This is a genomic window from Brucella cytisi (genome assembly GCF_038433355.1).
Taxonomy (GTDB): Bacteria; Pseudomonadota; Alphaproteobacteria; order Rhizobiales; family Rhizobiaceae; genus Brucella; species Brucella cytisi.
This window is the reverse complement of the sequence record NZ_JBCAUP010000012.1, coordinates 37,259-54,284: the sequence shown is the minus strand read 5'-3', so window position 1 is coordinate 54,284 and position 17,026 is coordinate 37,259. Positions and strand designations below refer to the sequence as shown.

The window sequence follows — 17,026 nt, the reverse complement described above, 5'->3', positions numbered from 1 at the left end:
GATCGTTTATCCGGTTGCGGATTTGAGATGACGGATCAACGCCGCGCCTCCTTCGATCAAATCCATTCGGATCGCCATGCGCAGGGCGTAGGAATCCCGTTCGCGTAGCGCGTTTAGTACGACTTCGTGCTGATGAGGACCTGCATAAGCAGGCATGGCATGGGGGTAGAGTTCCGACAGGATTGGCCCGGTACGCATCCACAATGCTTCAAGCATGTCGAGAAGGTGCTGCATTCCTGAAAGCCGATAGAGTTTGAAGTGGAAGTCAAAATTTGTCTGCAGCGCTTCCGGCCAGTTGGCGCTTTGCTCGGAAGCGATGAGGCGGCGATGAATTTCTTCAAGCTGATCGATAACATCCGGCGTGATGTGCGGCAATGCGCGCTCGGCGGCCATGGGTTCAAGCTCCAGCCGTATGGCGCGGATTTCTTCATATTCGGCTGCACTCAGTCTGCGCACACGAATATAGTAGCGTGGCTTGATTTCAATTGCGCCTTCCCGCGAAAGCTGGATCAGCGCTTCACGTACGGGTGTTTCCGAGGTGCCAAGCGCCTTGGCAACTTCGCGGACTTTCAGTCGTTGCAAGGGAAGAAGCTGGGCCTGCATGAGTTGCGACTTCAGCGTGGTGTAGACGGCGTTTGAAAGGACATCTCCAACTTCAGCTGCCGGAGATCCGTCACTCTTTTCCTGCTGGAGCGCATCGGGCGCCTTAATGACATTCATGTAACTTGCTCCGAGCATTGGTAGCGATTATTTCGATATATCAAATTCCGCTAATCATTTTCTGTCAAGCGGCGAAATTCAAGCTATCCAGTCCGATTCTCGCCCTGGTGAATCGACGTACGGGAGACTCTCTCACAGATACTCAGCTTGAACCGGGAAATCGTCGAAAATTGCAAAAAGTTCTCGCAATTATGATATATCCAGAATTGCGAAAGCTGCCTCCTCAATAGAGATGACATGCGACCTCGCGATCTCCGATCACGCGCAAAGGTGGCGGAACGTCCCGACATATATCTATGGCTTTCGGGCAACGAGGACAGAAAGCACAGCCTTTAGGCTTGTTGAGCAGGCTGGGCACCTCTCCCGCAATAATGGAACGCGGCGCGCCGCGGCGTGCACGCGGCACGGAATCGAGGAGCGCGCGGCTATAGGGATGCAGCGGGTCACTATAAAGGGCGGTTCGCGGACCAGTTTCAACAATCTGTCCTGCATAAAGCACGGCAACACGGTGCGATACGGCCCTGACGACGGCCAGATCATGCGCAATGAAAAGATAGCTTAATCCTAGCTGGTCCTGCAGATCCTTGAGCAGATTGACGATCTGGGCTTGCATCGAAACGTCGAGAGACGCTACTGCTTCGTCGCAAACGAGGATTTCCGGGTTTAGCGCCAACGCGCGGGCGATCACGATGCGCTGGCGCTGGCCGCCGGAAAACTCGTGCGGAAAGCGGCGCGCAAATGACGTCGGCAAGCCAACCAGCTCCATCAGTTCGTCAACCCTTGCCGACCGTTCCTTGCGCGTAAGGTTTCCCGCGACATCCAGCGGTTCGGCAATGGCGGTTCCCACCCGCATACGTGGATTGAGAGCCGCATGCGGGTCCTGAAAGACGAACTGCACGCGTCTGCGAAGCGGTTTCCATGCCGCAGCCTTGGCGCGGGGTTCGATTCTCTGGCCGAAAAGTTCGATGTTTCCGCTGGTATGGGGCAGAAGGCCGACCAGCATTCGCCCGATGGTCGACTTGCCTGAACCGGATTCGCCGACCAGCCCCAATGTCTCACCGCGTCTGATTGTCAGGCTCACCTTGTCTACTGCCCGTAGAACCAGTCGGCCACCTTCCGGACGGTGCCCGAGATCAAAGTCACGGACCAGATCGTCGGTACGAACGATCGTTTCTTTACCATCTTCGGCAAGGAAAGAGCGACGATCGGCTGTCATAACATCGCTCATAGGACACACTCCTCGGTGGGCAGCCGCGGCGGACAGCGGCTTGCCCGCCCGCCCGTCAGGCTCATTATGGGTTGGGGTTTGACGCAGCTTGCCTGTGCGAAGGTGCAGCGCGGGGCGAAGCGGCATCCAGGCGGGCGACGCGACGGTTCGGGGATGGAACCTGGAATGGTTGGCAGCCGGTCCAGATCGTCATCCAGATCCGGAATAGCAGAGAGAAGGCCTTCCGTATAAGGGTGAAGCGGTTCATCGAAAATCTTGTCGATAGGACCCGTTTCCACCGGCTGGCCTGCATACATGACCATTGCCCGATCCGCGAATTCCGATACCAGTCCAAGGTCATGGGAAATCAGGATGACGGACATGGAAAGCTCATCGCGCAGATTGCGGAGTAGCTCCATGATCTGCGCCTGAACCGTGACATCGAGCGCGGTCGTCGGTTCGTCGGCGATCAGGATTTTCGGATCGCCGGCAATCGCAATAGCGATCATTACACGTTGGCGCTGCCCACCCGACAAGCGGTGAGGATAATCATCGATGCGGCGGGCGGCATCGGGTATGCGTACGCGGTCAAGCAATTCGATAGCGCGCTTGCGCGCATCGCGGCCTTGCAAGCCATGGTGCAGACGCAGGCTTTCCTCGATTTGCCTGCCAATGGTGAGAACCGGGTTCAATGTATGGATCGGGTCCTGAAACACCATGGCGATTTCATGCCCGCGGATTTGCCGAAGGCGACTGGTCGGGAGCGTGAACAGGTCTTCGCCCTTGTAGCGCACAGAACCGCCCATTCGACTGTTGCGCTGGTCGTGAAGACGCAGGAGCGATAAAGCGGTTACGCTTTTCCCGGAACCGCTTTCGCCCACCAGACCCAGTGCCTCGCGCGGTGCTAACGAGAAATTTACATCATCCACGGCATTGATCCAGCCGCCGTCGGTACGAAACTCCACGCTGAGACTGGAGACCTCGAGGAGAGGGGACGGGGCAGTCTTGAGGGGTTCAGTCATAGTCAACCCTCCATTTTTAGCCGCGGATCGAGAACATCTCTCAAACCGTCGCCGATAAGATTGATAGCCAGAGCCGATATGGTGATCGCAATTCCAGGGAAGAGCATGATCCACCATGCGTCGACCGAATAGTCTCTTCCCTGCGCAACGATGCTTCCCCAGCTTGCGTGGGGTGGCGGGGTGCCGATGCCAAGGAAACTCAGCGTGGCTTCCGCGAGAATGGCATAGGCGAAGACGAAGGTTAGCGTCACGAGAAGCGGTGCGAGGCAGTTCGGGAGGATGTGCCGGGTGATGATCCGCAGGTCGGAAGCGCCCGCCAGCCGGGCAGCATCGACATAATCTGTTTCTCGCAGCACCAGGGCGGATGCGCGTACAATGCGGGCGCATCTGGGAATATAGGCCGAAGTCAGGGCAATGATAACTGACGACAGATGGGGCCCGAGAGCAGCACTTATCCCAATGGCGAGAAGGATGGCGGGAAAAGCCATCAAGGCGTCCATGACGCGCATGAGCAAAGTGTCGAAACGGCGATACCACGCGGCAGCGACGCCGATTATCGCGCCAAGAATAGCGGATAAAACCGCAACGGTTAGCCCGATCCACAAGGAAACCTGCGCGCCGTAAAGAACGCGTGTCCACAGGTCACGGCCGAAATTGTCCGTCCCAAACAGATGGTCAAGACCGGGAGGCTGAAAACGCATCCGCACAGATGTGGCGTTGGGCTTGCCGTTGGTTATCCAGGGGGCGAGAATGGCTGCCAGAACCACAATCAGCAAAAGTGCGAGACCAATGCGGAACGAACGATGCCGCATCAGGCGTCGTGCAGTCATGATGATGGGACTCTTACCAAGCTCCGGCATCGAGAAAGAGGCAGGGTTTGCCAGATCAGTCATAGCGTACCCTCGGATCTGCGATTGTATAAAGGATGTCCACCAGCACATTGATGGCAACGAAGAGGAAGCCCAGGAACAGCATTGTTCCCTGCACGACGGGCAGGTCGCGCGCCAGAATGGCCTGTACGAGCAGGCGACCGAGTCCTGGCAGGGCGAAAATCTGTTCGATCACCACGGAGCCACCGATCAGGAGACTGAAAATATAGCCCGATACGGTGAGAACCGAGACCAGCGCATTGCGAAATGCGTGGGTCGAGAGAACGGAATATTCCGACACTCCCTTTGAACGAGCAGTACGGATATAATCCTGGTCCATAACTTCCAGCATTTCGGACCGTGTCATTCGCGCCAGATAGCCGATCTGGAAAAGCGCGAGGATGGATGCGGGTAAAACGAGGGACTGCAACCAGCCAAGCGGACTGTCGAGAAACGGGACATATCCGGCAGAGGGAAACCAGCCGAGCGTCACCGAGAATAGAATGACGGCAAGGATGGCGAGCCAGAAGCTGGGAACGGAAACGCCCAGAAGCGCAAGACTCATTACGCCGGTGTCAAACCAGCTATCCCGCCAGTATGCCGCTACGACACCCATTACTATGCCCACCGGAATCGTGATGGCGAATGCCAGAAGTGCGAGCGAAATTGTAACGGGAAGTCGCTCTGCTATAGCCTGCGAGACAGGCTGGCTGAGAAGAAATGAGCGGCCAAGATCGAAATGGAAAAGATTCCACAACCATTGGCCGAGCTGAACGATCGTCGGCTGATCGAGACCAAGTTCGGCTCTGATCCGTTCCACTGTCTCGGGGCTCGCGCCGTCGCCAGCGATAAGGATAGCAGGATCTCCCGGTAGCAGTTTCATCAGCAGAAAGGTCAATATGGCAACGATCAGCATCACCGGGATCGCTTGTGCCACGCGTTTAAGAATAAGAGCTGTCATCACCCCTCCACATGAAGTGTAAGCCGGGTCTGTGGATTGTCGTCAGCGACGCGCTTTTGCATTTTCGAACCGGAAATGTGAACCGGTTCCGGCCCGAAAATGCGTAGGGACCAGTGGCCAGAACGCTTCGTCGTTTTCAATGCAACGAGAACCGCTCTAGTGTTTCTTCATCCAGACGTTCCAGAAGAAGTTCATATAGTATTCCGGGTAACCACCGATATCGTCGGGACGGTAGGCTCGGCTCGAAGCGCGATTGGAGATTTTGATCATATAGGCTTCGTCAAGAATGCGTTTCTCGATATCCAGCCACGCTGCGCGACGGTCCTCCACTTTCAACGAAGTGAAGAATTTTTTGTAGGCCGTGTCCATCACCTCGTCCGACTTGACCTGCGGGAAGAGATAGACGACCGACTGCCATTGCTGTGGCCCGAGGAGCGGGTTGGAGCAGAAGGACGTGGTCGAGACGTTCCATTTGCCGGAGCCTGTCTGCATGGCAGTGGAGTTGGTGGCCCAGTCGGTCATTTCCACGCGGGCATTGAAGCCTGCAGCCTGCAGCTGTTCTGCAAGAAGAACGATGCTGTCACGCATATAGTCGTAATTGGAGTTCGTCAGGAGAACGAGCTCTTCCCCGTTATAGCCAGCATCCGCCAGCAATTTGGCTGCTTCGTCCGGATCGTTCTGATTATAGTAGGGCTCGGCATTTTCTTTTGAGTAATAAGCGCCGCCCGGATAGGACATCGACGGGTCCATGGTCGCAGCTTCGCCACTGACGACGAGAATGTCATCTGCATTCACCGCCGTTCGCAAGGCTTTGCGGATCGCGGAATTGTTCGTCGGAGCCTGCTGCGTGTTGACGATCAGATATTGCTGGCAGAAGGGAATAATCTCGATCGGCTTCACACCGGGAGCGTTTTCCAGCTTCTTGGTGGCATCGACAGTCAATTGTGTGGTGACCTGCGCTTCGCCGGTCTGGATCGCTGCAACACGAGAATTGGTTTCACTCAGAAAGTTTACGCGGACCTTGTCGACATAGACCTTTTTCTCGCCGGCATAACCGGAGGCGGGTTTGCCCTTATCGGCAACGTAGTCGGCGAATTTCTCCAGATAGAGGTGGCTGTCACGCTTCCATTCACCAAGCTTGAAAGGGCCTGTGCCGATGATGTCGAGTTCGCGCGCGGGTTTGTCTTTCTGTTCGGCCGGGATGATTGAGAAGGGATAGACAGGACTTTTCAATGTGTCGAGAAAAGCTGCGTTCACCTCCTTGAGATAAATGACAAAGGTGTATTCATCCGGCGTTTCATAACGATCGACAATGTTGAGAACTTTGGCGTTGGGGCTCACCTTTGCATAACGTTCGAAGCTGGCGAGCACGTCGTCTGACTTCATATCGGAGCCATCATGAAATTTGACGCCCTTGCGCAGTTTGAAAGTCAGTGTCTTCCCGTCTTCGCTGACGTCATAGCTTTCAGCGAGCATCGTCGCGGTATTGTAGTTGGCGTCGATGGTGACCAGGCCCTCATAGATCTGATGGGCGATTTCCAGCTCCACCAGCGAGTTGCCCATATGCGGGTCCAGTGTGCCGGGGCCTGCATTGCTGGCGTAAACCAAAGTGCCGCCTTCATTCGGCGTTTCCGCCAGAGAAGGAGCTGCGAGCAGCGTCGTCGACAACAGAATGGCGTTGAATAAGGTGCGGATTGTCATGATGTCCTCCCCGTTTTCTGTATTAGAACGGCTGCAAAATCAGGTGTCTTGCGCTGTTGGCTTTTACGTTTTCACGCGAATAGAAGGCCGTTACCTGTTCCCCATGCGCCCAACGCTCATTCTGGTCCCGGTAATGCGGGCTGGCCGGATCGCCTGACGCTCCATGGAAAACGACCCAGGATGAGGCGTCCCAGTCCGCAAGATTCCAGATATACTTTGCAACCGGGCCATAGGCTGCGGGTGCGCCGGATTGCGGCAAGGAACCTGTTGCGAGAACGCAATCGCCGTCGCCGCCCACATAGCGTGAACTCGGAGCAAGAGCTGCTGCCTGTTCAGGAAACGTACCAGCCAGCGGATGACGGAAGATCGGTCGGTGCGCGTCACCCCACGGTTGGGGATCAATTGTTTTCGCGACGGTTTCAATCGCCTCGGAGAGCAGTTCGTCCCAACTCATCCCACCCAAAAGGCTTGTATCATTTCGCCTGAGCTGATCGGGCAACGCCCACCAAAGATGCGTGAACGGACTGACACCGGGAGGCAGGCGCGAGATTTCCGTATCGGCCACGCCCGCCAGATCCGACACGCGAGCGAGGATGCGCGTCATTTCCTGGCGGATCGCCATATAGGCAGTCGGAGCTAGCTTGTTGGGGGCCATGTCGCCTTGCCAGCCTGCCAGCATTGACAGCAACTGGCGCGCAGCTTCGGATTTAGGCGTTAATGCTCGCAGACGTTCTGCAATTTCGGCTGCAGGTGCGGATACATCGTCATGGAGAATGGAGAGCATATCCGAAGGTGAGAAAGGCGTTTCGCTCTCAAGTCGGGAACGGATACGTTTGGCCCGCGTGGCCGGATGGCAGTCCGTGCAGATGTAGTCGGGCCAGTCATCGGGAACCGTTCGGTTATTTGCTGTCACGACGATGCCAGATGCGGGGTTTTCCTCGCGCGGGCTTCGCTCGAACGGGAGCATACCCTGCCATTCATGCGCGCCGGTCCAGCCGGGCACGGGTAACCATCCGTTCAGACGATCGCGGACCGGTATTTTTGCGCGCACCAGCACACCGATATTTCCCTTTCGGTCCGCTGAAACCAAATTGTGGTCGATGAGGCCCCATGGCTCCATCATGTCGTAAAATTCGGTGATGCCGGAGGCGGTCAACATGGGTAGCAGGCAATCCAGTGAGCGATCTCCCGGCTGCAGCTGCACGGATTTGAGGGCAATGCCTGTCCCTGTTTCCGGCGATCCCAGGATCAACGGCCCGTGGCGTGTTGTCCACACGTCGATTTGCACATCCTTGCTGCCGCGCACCTGAATTGTTTCGACGCGGCGTTCCGCGTTTTCCGTACCGTTCTCCGTGCGATAGGCCCCGTTGGGCAAATCGCTGAAATCCTCGATATAAAGGTCGTGAATATCGGCGAAGGCATGGGTGACGCACCATGCCATTTCTTCATTATGGGCAAAATGGGGAAAGCCGGGTACACCGGGAACGGAAAGGCCCAGGACGTCGAAGGTGTCGCAGGTCAGATGGATCTGGGCATACATGCCCGGAATTTCATACGTCCGGTGCGGATCGCCTGCAACGATAGGCATTCCCGTTTTTGAATGGCGGGCATCGACCGCCCAATTGTTGGACCCACCGCCCGTCGCATCGTGAGGGAACAGTTTCATTAGTCCTTCAATAGCCGGGGCAAGTTCCTCGAGCGAAATGCTCCAGCGGTCTGCACTCTTGTCCTGTGGCACGACGAACTTTTCGGTGCCGCCGTCCTCGTAACGAAGCAGGTGCAGGCAATCAGGTCCTATCCGGGCGTATGCTGCGGCACGCCATAATTTGAACCAGAGCGATCCCATGAGGATGCCGCGCTGGCGCATGACCAGTACGCAATGCCAGCCTTCCCAGCGTTCGGGCTTCTCTCCCAGGAGCCTGTATTCGGTTGGCAATTGTCCCGAGGCGATCCAGGCATTGACGCCCTCCGCATAACATTCGCACATGCGCTGCGTTTCGGCGGACAGTGCGGCGTAATCAGCCCGGGAAACTGTTTCGAGATCGAGGCGGCGCATGAGCATGTCCGAACTCAACGCTTCCTTGCCCGCCCACGCCGCAAAACGACCGAGGGCACGGCGCCGCGCGGCGTCCATCTGCCATAACCGATCGGCGGCGTGTGCATAGCCATTGGCAAAGAACAGGTCATCCGTGCTGTGTGCATGTATGTGGGGAATGCCCCAGATGTCATAGTCAATATCGACGGTATCAGAAAGGCCTTGCAGGCTTATTTGCTGGGCAACGACCGGTCGGGCGCTCGCGACGTTCATAACTTTTCCCCGTTTTTGGTATTTGATATATCCGATATAAGAATAACGGCTGTGTCAAGCTAAACTTGCATTTTGTGTATGGGAAATGGATGGTTTGAATGAGATCCAGATCTCTATTTAAGTATTTGATAGAACGAGTAAAAATAGCGCGCGTCGTTAGCGCACGGTACCTCAGGACAGCAAATGAATACAGTTCGTCGAAACAGCTTTCTGAACTATGATATATCGAAAACCGGCTTGTTTCCTATGCCGGTAATTCTCGTCGGACAGTTGTTTCGAGCGTATAGATGTTTTTCTTCCCGCTGCATTTTGCGTGCTTCCCGGTTCACTCCCTCATCATTTCGCGCGCTATGATAATTCGCTGGATTTGCGAGGTTCCCTCATAGAGACGGAACAAACGTACATCGCGATAGAATTGCTCGACCGGATAGTCCTGCATATATCCCGAGCCGCCGTGAATCTGCACGGCATTGTCTGCAACCCTTCCAACCATTTCGGAACAAAACAGCTTGCAGCTTGCAGCTTTGCGAATGATATCGACGTTGCTTTCATCAAAGGCCCGTGCGGCATCAAGAACCATGCAACGTCCCGCATAGGCTTCTGTGCTCATATCGGCCAGCATCGCCTGAATCATCTGATGTTCGGCGATACGTTTGCCAAACTGCACGCGGCTGCCGGCAAAGCCGACAGATTCCCCGATCAGACGCTCCGCCATACCGGCGCAGACGGACGATATATGAAGACGCCCGCGATTGAGCACTTTCATGGCGGTCTTGAAACCGCGTCCCTCGACCCCGCCAATTATGCTTGCAGCAGGAACGCGTACATTCTCAAGATAGACGTCACAGGTTTGGGTGCCTCTCTGGCCCATTTTGTGGTCGGGTTTTCCGACTCTGAGGCCGGGCAAATCCCTTTCCACCAGAAAGGCGCTGATTCCCGATGGGCCCGAACCACCCGTACGAGCCATGAGCGTGAAAACTCCGGCAACCGGCGCATTGGTAATGAACCGCTTCGTGCCGTTGATGATATAGCTGTCTCCGTCGCGTTCGGCAGTGGTGCGTACTGCACCGGCATCCGAACCGACATCAGGCTCAGTCAATGCGAATGAACCAATTATCCCGCCACTGGCCAGCCGCGGAAGCCAATATTTCTTCTGGTCGTCTGTGCCATCGGCAATGATGCCCTGAGAGCCGATGCCATTATTGGTACCAATGACGGAGCGAAAGGCTGGTGAGGTATATCCAAGTTCAAACCCGACAAGGACTTCCTCCTCCATCGTCAGGCCAAGACCGCCATACTCTTCCGGGATCGACAAACCGAAGAGGCCCATGGCCCGCATTTCTTCAATGATGTCATCAGGAATACAGTTCGTCTCTTCGACGCGACTTTCCGCCGGTACCAGACGTTCGCGCACGAAACGCCGAACCGTTGTGACAAGCGCCTCGAGTGTTTCCGGATCGCGGATCATCAACTTTCCCTCAAGAAATCGAACAGTTTCCTGCCCGGGGCGGAAACGCTTTTCGATTGCTGAAATCTCCTATTGCTAAGCGAATGTTTCATAGAATATTGTTCAACTCAACATAAAATGAAATTTAATTCCATTATTGGAAGTTCCACCTCGGGAACGATGTGGGGCGGCATGGGGAACAGAATGAGCGAAGCTACTGATGTTGTGATAGAAACCCGTCCGGCTGACGGTGTTGCCCTCCTGGAACTTAACCGCCCTGATGCACTGAATGCCTTGAACATGGATGTGCGCCAGAAACTGGCTGCAGCAGCCGACAGGCTCGTTGAGGACCCGGACATCCGGGTGATCGTCATTGCCGGACGTGGCGGTAATTTCGCTGCGGGTTCAGATGTCAAGGTTTTTGCGCAAACCGGGGCGGGTAGTCTGCTCGCACAGCGCATGCACCGCTATTGGGAAAGCCTCGCCCGTTGTCCCAAACCGGTTATCGCGGCCGTAGAAGGATATGCCCTGGGTGGCGGATGCGAACTGGCAATGCACGCCGACATCATCGTGGCCGCAAGAACCGCCAGTTTCGGCCAGCCAGAAATCAAGCTGGGACTGATGCCCGGAGCAGGCGGCACACAGCGCCTTTTGCGTGCGATCGGCAAGTACAAGACCATGCTGCTCGCATTGACAGGCGAAATGCTTCCGGCAACGGAAGCTGAAAAATACGGACTTGTAAGCCGGCTCTCGCAAGAAGGTGAAGCGCTTGAAGAGGCGTTGAAACTGGCACGGAAAATCGCCCTTATGCCTGCGTTGGCCGCTGAACAGATAAAGGAGGCGGTCATGTACGGCGAGGATGCGCCGCTGGAAACCGCACTCCGGCTGGAGCGCAAGGCATTTCAGCTCCTGTTCGATACGGAAGACAAGCGTGAAGGCATCGATGCATTTTTGACCAAGCGCAAGCCGGCATTCAAAGGGCGCTGAAATGGTCATTGAAACAGTGACTTACGGTCAGATCGCAAAAGTCGCGATCATCGGTTCCGGTATCATGGGAGCAGGCATTGCCGAGACTATGGCATCCGGTGGCATTGACGTCTTGCTCTTCGACCAGATGGCCGACAAGGCAAGTGCGGCCAAGCTCGCCCTCTCGCACCGTTTGCAAAGCCGCGTTGAGCGAGGCAGGATCGGGGCCGATCGGGCGGCACAGATACTGGAACGGATTGTGCCGGTACAGCAACTGGACGAGATCGTTTCATCTGATCTGGTCGTCGAGGCGATCGTTGAAAATCTGACAGTCAAGAAAGAGCTTGTCGCTGCTCTGGAAGCGATTTTACCCCGACAGGCCGTGATAGCGACCAATACGTCCTCCCTTTCGGTGACGGCTATAGCGGCCAGCGCAAAACATCCAGAGCGTATCGCGGGCTTCCATTTTTTCAATCCGGTTCCGTTGATGCGCGTCGTGGAAGTTATCAAGGGCGCACTGACGGGTGATGCGGTGGTGGATGCCCTTAAGGAGCTTGCCTTCAGGGTCGGTCACAGGCCGGTCAGTGCGACTGATACGCCGGGTTTCATCGTCAACCATGCAGGCCGTGCCTACGGAACGGAAGCTTTGGCGATGGTGAAGGAAGGGGTGGCTGATTTTGCAATGATTGACGCCATCCTGCGAGATGCGGCGGGATTTCGCATGGGGCCTTTCGAACTCTTCGATCTGACAGGACTTGATGTGTCCCATCTCGTCATGGAGGAGGTCTACCATCAATATTATGAGGAACCGCGCTATCGCCCGTCGCTGATCACGCGCCGCCGTCTGGAGGCCGGTTTGCTGGGCCGCAAAACCGGGCGGGGCTTCTACGATTATCCAGACAGCAGCGCCGGATCGAATGCAAACACCCAACCGGAAAAAGGGCCTTTGCCGAACGCTGTAAAGATCATCAACGATACGGCGTCTGGTGACATTCACCGCCTTGCCGGGCACGCAAAAGTTCAAATCAGGGAAAATGTCGGGCCGGATGGATTGGTTCTCGCAGGACTTGTCGGAGACGATCTGACATCCGCTGTTGTCAGACTGGGCCTTGATGCGGCCAATGTCATCGGCTTTGACCCGCTTTTCGGCTTTGATACGCACCGGACCCTCGTAGCGTCTCCAGCCAGTAGCGAGAATGCCCGCGCACAGGCCATGGCTCTGGCGACTATCGATGGTGTCAACGCATCCATCGTGAATGACACGTGTGGCACGATCTGCCAGCGCGTTCTGGCGATGATCGTGAATATCGCTGCAGATATTATCCAGCAGAACATCACCTGTACCGATGATCTCGACGCAGCCGTCAAGCTCGGGCTGGGCTATCCACTTGGCCCGCTTGCATGGGGTGATCGCATCGGCGCAGACGTCATCGTCCGTATTCTGGACAGCATTCACGCACGAACACTCGATCCACGATACCGGGCAAGCCTCTGGCTGCGGCGCCGGGCTGAACTTGGGTTGCGACTGGCAGACTACAATTAGGGGAAACTCTCACAATGGCAGAGAAAATTGATCTGAAACCATCGGCACCCTGGTATCGGTTGAATACCACGGACGAGGATTGGCAAAATGCAGAAGCGGCCGATCTGCTGAAATGGTATAGCCAGATGAAGCTGATCCGCCGGTTCGAAGAAAAGATACTTGATTTTGAAAAGGCGGGTCTGGTCCATGGGCCGGCTCACGCGAGCATCGGTCAGGAAGCTGCCGCGGTGGGCGCTATGTCGGTGTTGAAAACCGATGACCAGATCAATGGCACGCACCGTGCCCATCATCAGGTTCTGACAAAGCTGATCAATGCCCGGACACCATCGGAATTCGATATTCTTCAATCTGATTTCACTGATGGAATGAATGACGCGGTTTATCGCCTCATGGCAGAAATCATGGGGTTGAATACCGGCTATTGCGGTGGGCGGGGCGGTTCGATGCATATGCGTGATGCAGCTTCGGGCATTGCCGGAACCAGCGCGATCGTGGGGGGGAACATTCCCCATGCAGCCGGTTATGCTCTGGCAGACAAAATTCTCAACCGGAAAGGCATTTCTGTTGCCTTCTTCGGCGATGGCGCTTCCTTGCAAGGCGCCACTTATGAGGCGATGAATATCGCCGCGCTCTACCGCCTTCCGGTTATTTTTTACGTGGAGAATAATCTCTACGCGGTATCGACCCACATTCAGGACGCAACACGCGAGACCCGCATCGCTTCGCGCGGCCCCATGCTCGGCTTTGCCGGCATAGAATGCGACGGCATGGACATTCTTGCCGTCCATCAGGCGATGCGTGAAGCCTGTCGCATGATCGAGGAGGAGGGTGGCCCTGTCGTCATTGAGGCGCAGTGCTACAGATACCTGCATCAAAGCGGCAGCAAATCGGGTAGCGATTTTGGGTATCGTACGCGTGAAGAAGAAGATGAGTGGAAAAGCCGCGATCCAATCGCTCTTGCCGAACGGCGCTTGAAGGAACTGGGAATTGCTGGCGATGTCGAATTTTCAAGAATTGACGAGCGCGTGACCGCCGCGGTTCAGGCAGCCGGAGAGCGCCTGACCGAAACGGCCCCCGGCAGTAATGTTCTGCGTATTCCCGATGCCCTTTGGCCGTCTGCATCCAGCGTGGACGAGGGGATCGTGGGAGATGGCAACGAATTTTCCGATGTGGAATTTCGCGAGGTTGAAGATTATCAGCCCGACGAATTGGAAAAGATGCGTTTTGCCGCAGCGGCTTCAGATGTCCTTGGACGGGCTATGGAAAAGGACCCGACCATTATCGTCATGGGCGAGGATGTCCATCGTTTCGCCGGTGGTGTGAGCGGCTTTACCAGAAACGCGCTCGAGCATTTTCCCGAACGGGTTCTTGCCATGCCGATCGCCGAAAACGGCTTTACCGGCGTAGCGCTTGGCGCGGCCCTTCGGGGCTTGCGTCCGGTCGTCGAAATCATGTTCGGTGATTTTTGCTTTGTTGCGGCCGATCAGATCGCGAACGGAATTTCAAAAGTCCGTCATATGTTTGGTGACGGTTTTCCAGTCCCCATCGTCATGCGGGTGCGGGTTTCGCCGCACACTGGCTACGGTTCGCAGCATTCCGGTGATCCATCGGCACTGTTCGGGATGTTTCCTGGATGGCGCGTGGTCTCCCCCACAAATGCCTTTGACTATATTGGCCTGATGAACAGCGCGCTGAAATCGAATGATCCCGTTGCTGTCATCGAACATGTCGAATTTTACCAGCGCGAAAGCCTCGTTCCAGGAAATGACAGGGAATATTGTATCCCGCTCGGAAAAGCCAGGATTGTGCGACCGGGTTCTGCCTGCACCGTCCTTGCCACATCCGTCATGGTGCAGGCCTCAGTCAAGGCGGCAGAGGAGGCAGGCATAGATGCCGAAATCATCGATATGCGCAGCCTCGATATGTTCGGAATTGACTGGGCTTTGATCGGAGCTTCTATCGCCAGGACCAACAGGGTGGTGATTGCCGAGCAGGTTGCAAGCGGCTTGTCACTCGGTCGGCATTGGACAGCCGAAATCCAGAAACGTTTCTTCAACGAACTCGACCATGAAGTCCTGCATGTGACGGGGAGTATGGCATCGCCAGTGGTATCGCTGGTTCTGAATAAAGCCGCCCTTGGATCGACCGAAAAAGTTCGGTCGGCCCTTGAGCAGATTACACGTTCCGCATGATAAAAAACGTAAAATACGAGGAGAACAAAATGCTATTCAAGACAATGGGAACAAGGTCCGGATCATTGAAAACATTGCGAAGCCTGATGATGGCGGCAACCTTGCTGACGGCATTCTCGGGCATTGCCTCGGCACAAAGTGCCAATTCGCTTGTTATCGCGCGAAATATGGATATCAACTCGCTCGATCCGCACCGAACCTTCTGCGATACCTGCCAGATTTACGATTCAGCCGTCTATGAGGGCTTGCTTTCACTGGATAAGGACAACAAGGTTGTGCCGGTGCTTGCAGAAAGCTATGCATCCAGTGACGACCAGACCGAGTTCACGTTCAAAATCAATCCGAAGGCCGTATTCTCGGATGGTTCACGGGTGGAAGCAAAAGACGTCAAATGGTCGTGGGAACGGCTTAAAAACGTCAAGGGCAGCCCGTCTTTCCTGGCGGATACTATTGCCTCGATAGAAACACCTGACGAAACAACGGTCGTTGTGAAAACCAGGGCGCCGAATTCGGAGTTCTTCAACGTAGTCGCTTCGCCTTACTTCGGTATCGTGAACAGTGATGTCGCCACGACTGAAGCAAAGGCGGAAAATGGCGCGGATGCCGCAGAAAAAGACAATGCGGAAGCATGGTTTCTCGCGCATTCTGCCGGCAGCGGTCCCTTTGTCCTAAGCGCCTATGAGCCAAATTCCGAGCTTCGCTTGAAGCGAAACGAAAAGTACTGGCGGGAAGCGCCGAAGGTGGATGAAGTCATCTTCCGTCAGGTGAAGGACGCCGTGGCCCAGGCACAGATGCTGGAAAACGGAACAGCAGACATTGCAATGCAAATCGATCCGGAGACGGCCAAGACCTTCCGTAACAAGGACATCAAGGTCGATTCCATCCATTCCTACAATTTCATCTATCTGGCACTCTCGCCCGGTGCAAAATCAAATGCCGTACCGCTGACCGCTGATGTTCGCGAGGCTATTTCTGTCGCGATCGATCGCGAAACGCTGCTGGATTTCATGCTTGGCGATAAAGGCCAGTTGATCGGAACTGCGATCCCGATTGGCTTCCCGGGTGGGACAGGGCAGAAAATTCCCGAATATAATCCCGAAAAGGCCAAGGAGCTGCTCGCCAAGGCCGGTCATCCTGACGGCTTCACGCTGGAAGCCGTCTATCCGAACCTGAATGTCTATGGCGTCGATTTCACCCAGATGATGCAAAAGATCCAGCAGGATCTTTCCCAGATCAATGTAAAGGTCGAGCTACAGCCGGTACCGTTTGCAAGCTGGCGTGAAAAGGTCAATGGCGACGGAATTCCAATGACCGCTGTTTACTATGCGCCGGATTTCTTCGGTACATCCCAATATGTGGATGCATTCGGACTGGCGAAGGGCAGTCTCTGGGCAAAACGGGCCGGGGAGGCACGTGATCCGTCTTTCGTAAACAATGAAATTCCGCAGATCACGGCGGATGCTCTGAAAGCACCGCTGGATGAAGCGGACAAGGTCTGGTTCAAGGCAGGTGAGGCCATGGCATCGGCAAATGTCATCATTCCAATGCTGAGCCCGGACGTTATTCTGGCATATAACAACAGGGTGAACGGCGTGCGCTATTCGGCCTGCTGCAATCTGCCTTTGCTGGAGCTTTCGGTTTCCAAATAAAGCTTTTCCAATGTTTCAGTTGAGAAAAGGAAATGCTCTGTGCGTGAATGGCATCCCATGATCTGAAAACAAAAAGCCACCGATATCGTATCGGTGGCTTTTTTGCCAGGCGGCGTGGACGAGTTGGCAGAGGTATTGAACGAAGCGAGATTCAAGACTGTTTTTGCCAATAGCGGCGAACCCAGATGTCCATTACAATACAGAATAAAGATAAAGCGATCACCAGACCGCCACATGCATAGGCTGTCTTCGGCCAACCATTGATCACGCTCGTCAAGCCGATAAACGTCGCGAAAAAGATCCCAAATATGACGAGCCTTCTTAAGTTCATCATTCCGCCCCCTGGCGATAGCATATCAGCGAGATGACGTACGTCTGACACAGCAGAGACGAAATCACCCCAAGCAAGGCATATCTCGAACCCACGGGCTGGTAATTCCC

12 protein-coding genes are annotated in these 17,026 nt (G+C 55.4%); 4 read left to right on the top strand and 8 right to left on the bottom strand.

Going from position 1 to position 17,026, the window contains the following annotated elements; all coding sequences use genetic code 11:
* Positions 1-6: 6 nt before the first annotated feature.
* From AAE521_RS13035 to AAE521_RS13000, 8 genes are all read right to left on the bottom strand, one after another.
* Positions 7-720 carry a GntR family transcriptional regulator gene (locus AAE521_RS13035; protein ID WP_071632941.1) on the bottom strand — a complete coding sequence of 238 codons (714 nt, stop codon included), beginning with the start codon at positions 718-720 and terminating at the stop codon, positions 7-9.
* 223 nt (positions 721-943) lie between these two features.
* A complete protein-coding gene (locus AAE521_RS13030) occupies positions 944-1,948 on the bottom strand; it encodes an ABC transporter ATP-binding protein (RefSeq protein ID WP_342061513.1) in 1,005 nt (334 codons plus the stop codon).
* Entirely contained in the window at positions 1,945-2,949 is a 1,005-nt protein-coding gene (locus AAE521_RS13025; protein ID WP_342061512.1) for an ABC transporter ATP-binding protein, read from the bottom strand. The genes AAE521_RS13030 and AAE521_RS13025 overlap by 4 nt, the downstream gene beginning before the upstream one ends.
* Positions 2,950-2,951: 2 nt before the next feature.
* Positions 2,952-3,842 carry an ABC transporter permease gene (locus tag AAE521_RS13020; RefSeq protein WP_071632938.1) on the bottom strand — a complete coding sequence of 297 codons (891 nt, stop codon included), beginning with the start codon at positions 3,840-3,842 and terminating at the stop codon, positions 2,952-2,954.
* Positions 3,835-4,779 (bottom strand): ABC transporter permease, encoded by a 945-nt coding sequence (locus AAE521_RS13015; RefSeq protein ID WP_071632937.1) that lies wholly within the window; start codon positions 4,777-4,779, stop codon positions 3,835-3,837. The genes AAE521_RS13020 and AAE521_RS13015 overlap by 8 nt, the downstream gene beginning before the upstream one ends.
* Positions 4,780-4,935: 156 nt before the next feature.
* Positions 4,936-6,480 carry an ABC transporter substrate-binding protein gene (locus AAE521_RS13010; RefSeq protein ID WP_342061511.1) on the bottom strand — a complete coding sequence of 515 codons (1,545 nt, stop codon included), beginning with the start codon at positions 6,478-6,480 and terminating at the stop codon, positions 4,936-4,938.
* Between the two features lie 22 nt (positions 6,481-6,502).
* Positions 6,503-8,788, bottom strand: a complete 2,286-nt coding sequence (locus AAE521_RS13005) for a penicillin acylase family protein (protein ID WP_342061510.1) — start codon at positions 8,786-8,788, stop codon at positions 6,503-6,505.
* A 325-nt stretch (positions 8,789-9,113) separates the two neighbouring features.
* Positions 9,114-10,256, bottom strand: coding sequence for an acyl-CoA dehydrogenase family protein (locus tag AAE521_RS13000; protein WP_342061509.1), 1,143 nt, complete (start codon positions 10,254-10,256; stop codon positions 9,114-9,116).
* Positions 10,257-10,373: 117 nt separating this feature from the next.
* On the opposite strand from AAE521_RS13000, the gene AAE521_RS12995 reads away from it, so the two are divergent.
* From AAE521_RS12995 to AAE521_RS12980, 4 genes are read left to right on the top strand one after another with little or no spacing between them, the layout of a single operon-like run.
* Complete coding sequence (locus AAE521_RS12995) at positions 10,374-11,222, top strand: enoyl-CoA hydratase (RefSeq protein ID WP_342061508.1); 849 nt, start codon at positions 10,374-10,376, stop codon at positions 11,220-11,222.
* Position 11,223: 1 nt separating this feature from the next.
* Entirely contained in the window at positions 11,224-12,744 is a 1,521-nt protein-coding gene (locus AAE521_RS12990; protein ID WP_071632932.1) for a 3-hydroxyacyl-CoA dehydrogenase, read from the top strand.
* A 14-nt stretch (positions 12,745-12,758) separates the two neighbouring features.
* Entirely contained in the window at positions 12,759-14,936 is a 2,178-nt protein-coding gene (locus AAE521_RS12985) for a dehydrogenase E1 component subunit alpha/beta (protein WP_342061507.1), read from the top strand.
* 29 nt (positions 14,937-14,965) lie between these two features.
* Positions 14,966-16,585 carry an ABC transporter substrate-binding protein gene (locus AAE521_RS12980; protein ID WP_342061506.1) on the top strand — a complete coding sequence of 540 codons (1,620 nt, stop codon included), beginning with the start codon at positions 14,966-14,968 and terminating at the stop codon, positions 16,583-16,585.
* Positions 16,586-17,026 lie beyond the last annotated feature (441 nt).

What these genes read in the sequence shown, in the direction of transcription:
- AAE521_RS13030 (WP_342061513.1), bottom strand. Translation starts at nt 1,948, where the DNA reads ATGAGCGATGTTATGACAGCCGATCGTCGCTCTTTCCTTGCCGAAGAT.
- AAE521_RS13000 (WP_342061509.1), bottom strand. Translation starts at nt 10,256, where the DNA reads ATGATCCGCGATCCGGAAACACTCGAGGCGCTTGTCACAACGGTTCGG.
- AAE521_RS13015 (WP_071632937.1), bottom strand. Translation starts at nt 4,779, where the DNA reads ATGACAGCTCTTATTCTTAAACGCGTGGCACAAGCGATCCCGGTGATG.
- AAE521_RS13005 (WP_342061510.1), bottom strand. Translation starts at nt 8,788, where the DNA reads ATGAACGTCGCGAGCGCCCGACCGGTCGTTGCCCAGCAAATAAGCCTG.
- AAE521_RS12990 (WP_071632932.1), top strand. Translation starts at nt 11,224, where the DNA reads ATGGTCATTGAAACAGTGACTTACGGTCAGATCGCAAAAGTCGCGATC.
- AAE521_RS12995 (WP_342061508.1), top strand. Translation starts at nt 10,374, where the DNA reads ATGAAATTTAATTCCATTATTGGAAGTTCCACCTCGGGAACGATGTGG.
- AAE521_RS13010 (WP_342061511.1), bottom strand. Translation starts at nt 6,480, where the DNA reads ATGACAATCCGCACCTTATTCAACGCCATTCTGTTGTCGACGACGCTG.
- AAE521_RS12980 (WP_342061506.1), top strand. Translation starts at nt 14,966, where the DNA reads ATGCTATTCAAGACAATGGGAACAAGGTCCGGATCATTGAAAACATTG.
- AAE521_RS13025 (WP_342061512.1), bottom strand. Translation starts at nt 2,949, where the DNA reads ATGACTGAACCCCTCAAGACTGCCCCGTCCCCTCTCCTCGAGGTCTCC.
- AAE521_RS13020 (WP_071632938.1), bottom strand. Translation starts at nt 3,842, where the DNA reads ATGACTGATCTGGCAAACCCTGCCTCTTTCTCGATGCCGGAGCTTGGT.
- AAE521_RS12985 (WP_342061507.1), top strand. Translation starts at nt 12,759, where the DNA reads ATGGCAGAGAAAATTGATCTGAAACCATCGGCACCCTGGTATCGGTTG.
- AAE521_RS13035 (WP_071632941.1), bottom strand. Translation starts at nt 720, where the DNA reads ATGAATGTCATTAAGGCGCCCGATGCGCTCCAGCAGGAAAAGAGTGAC.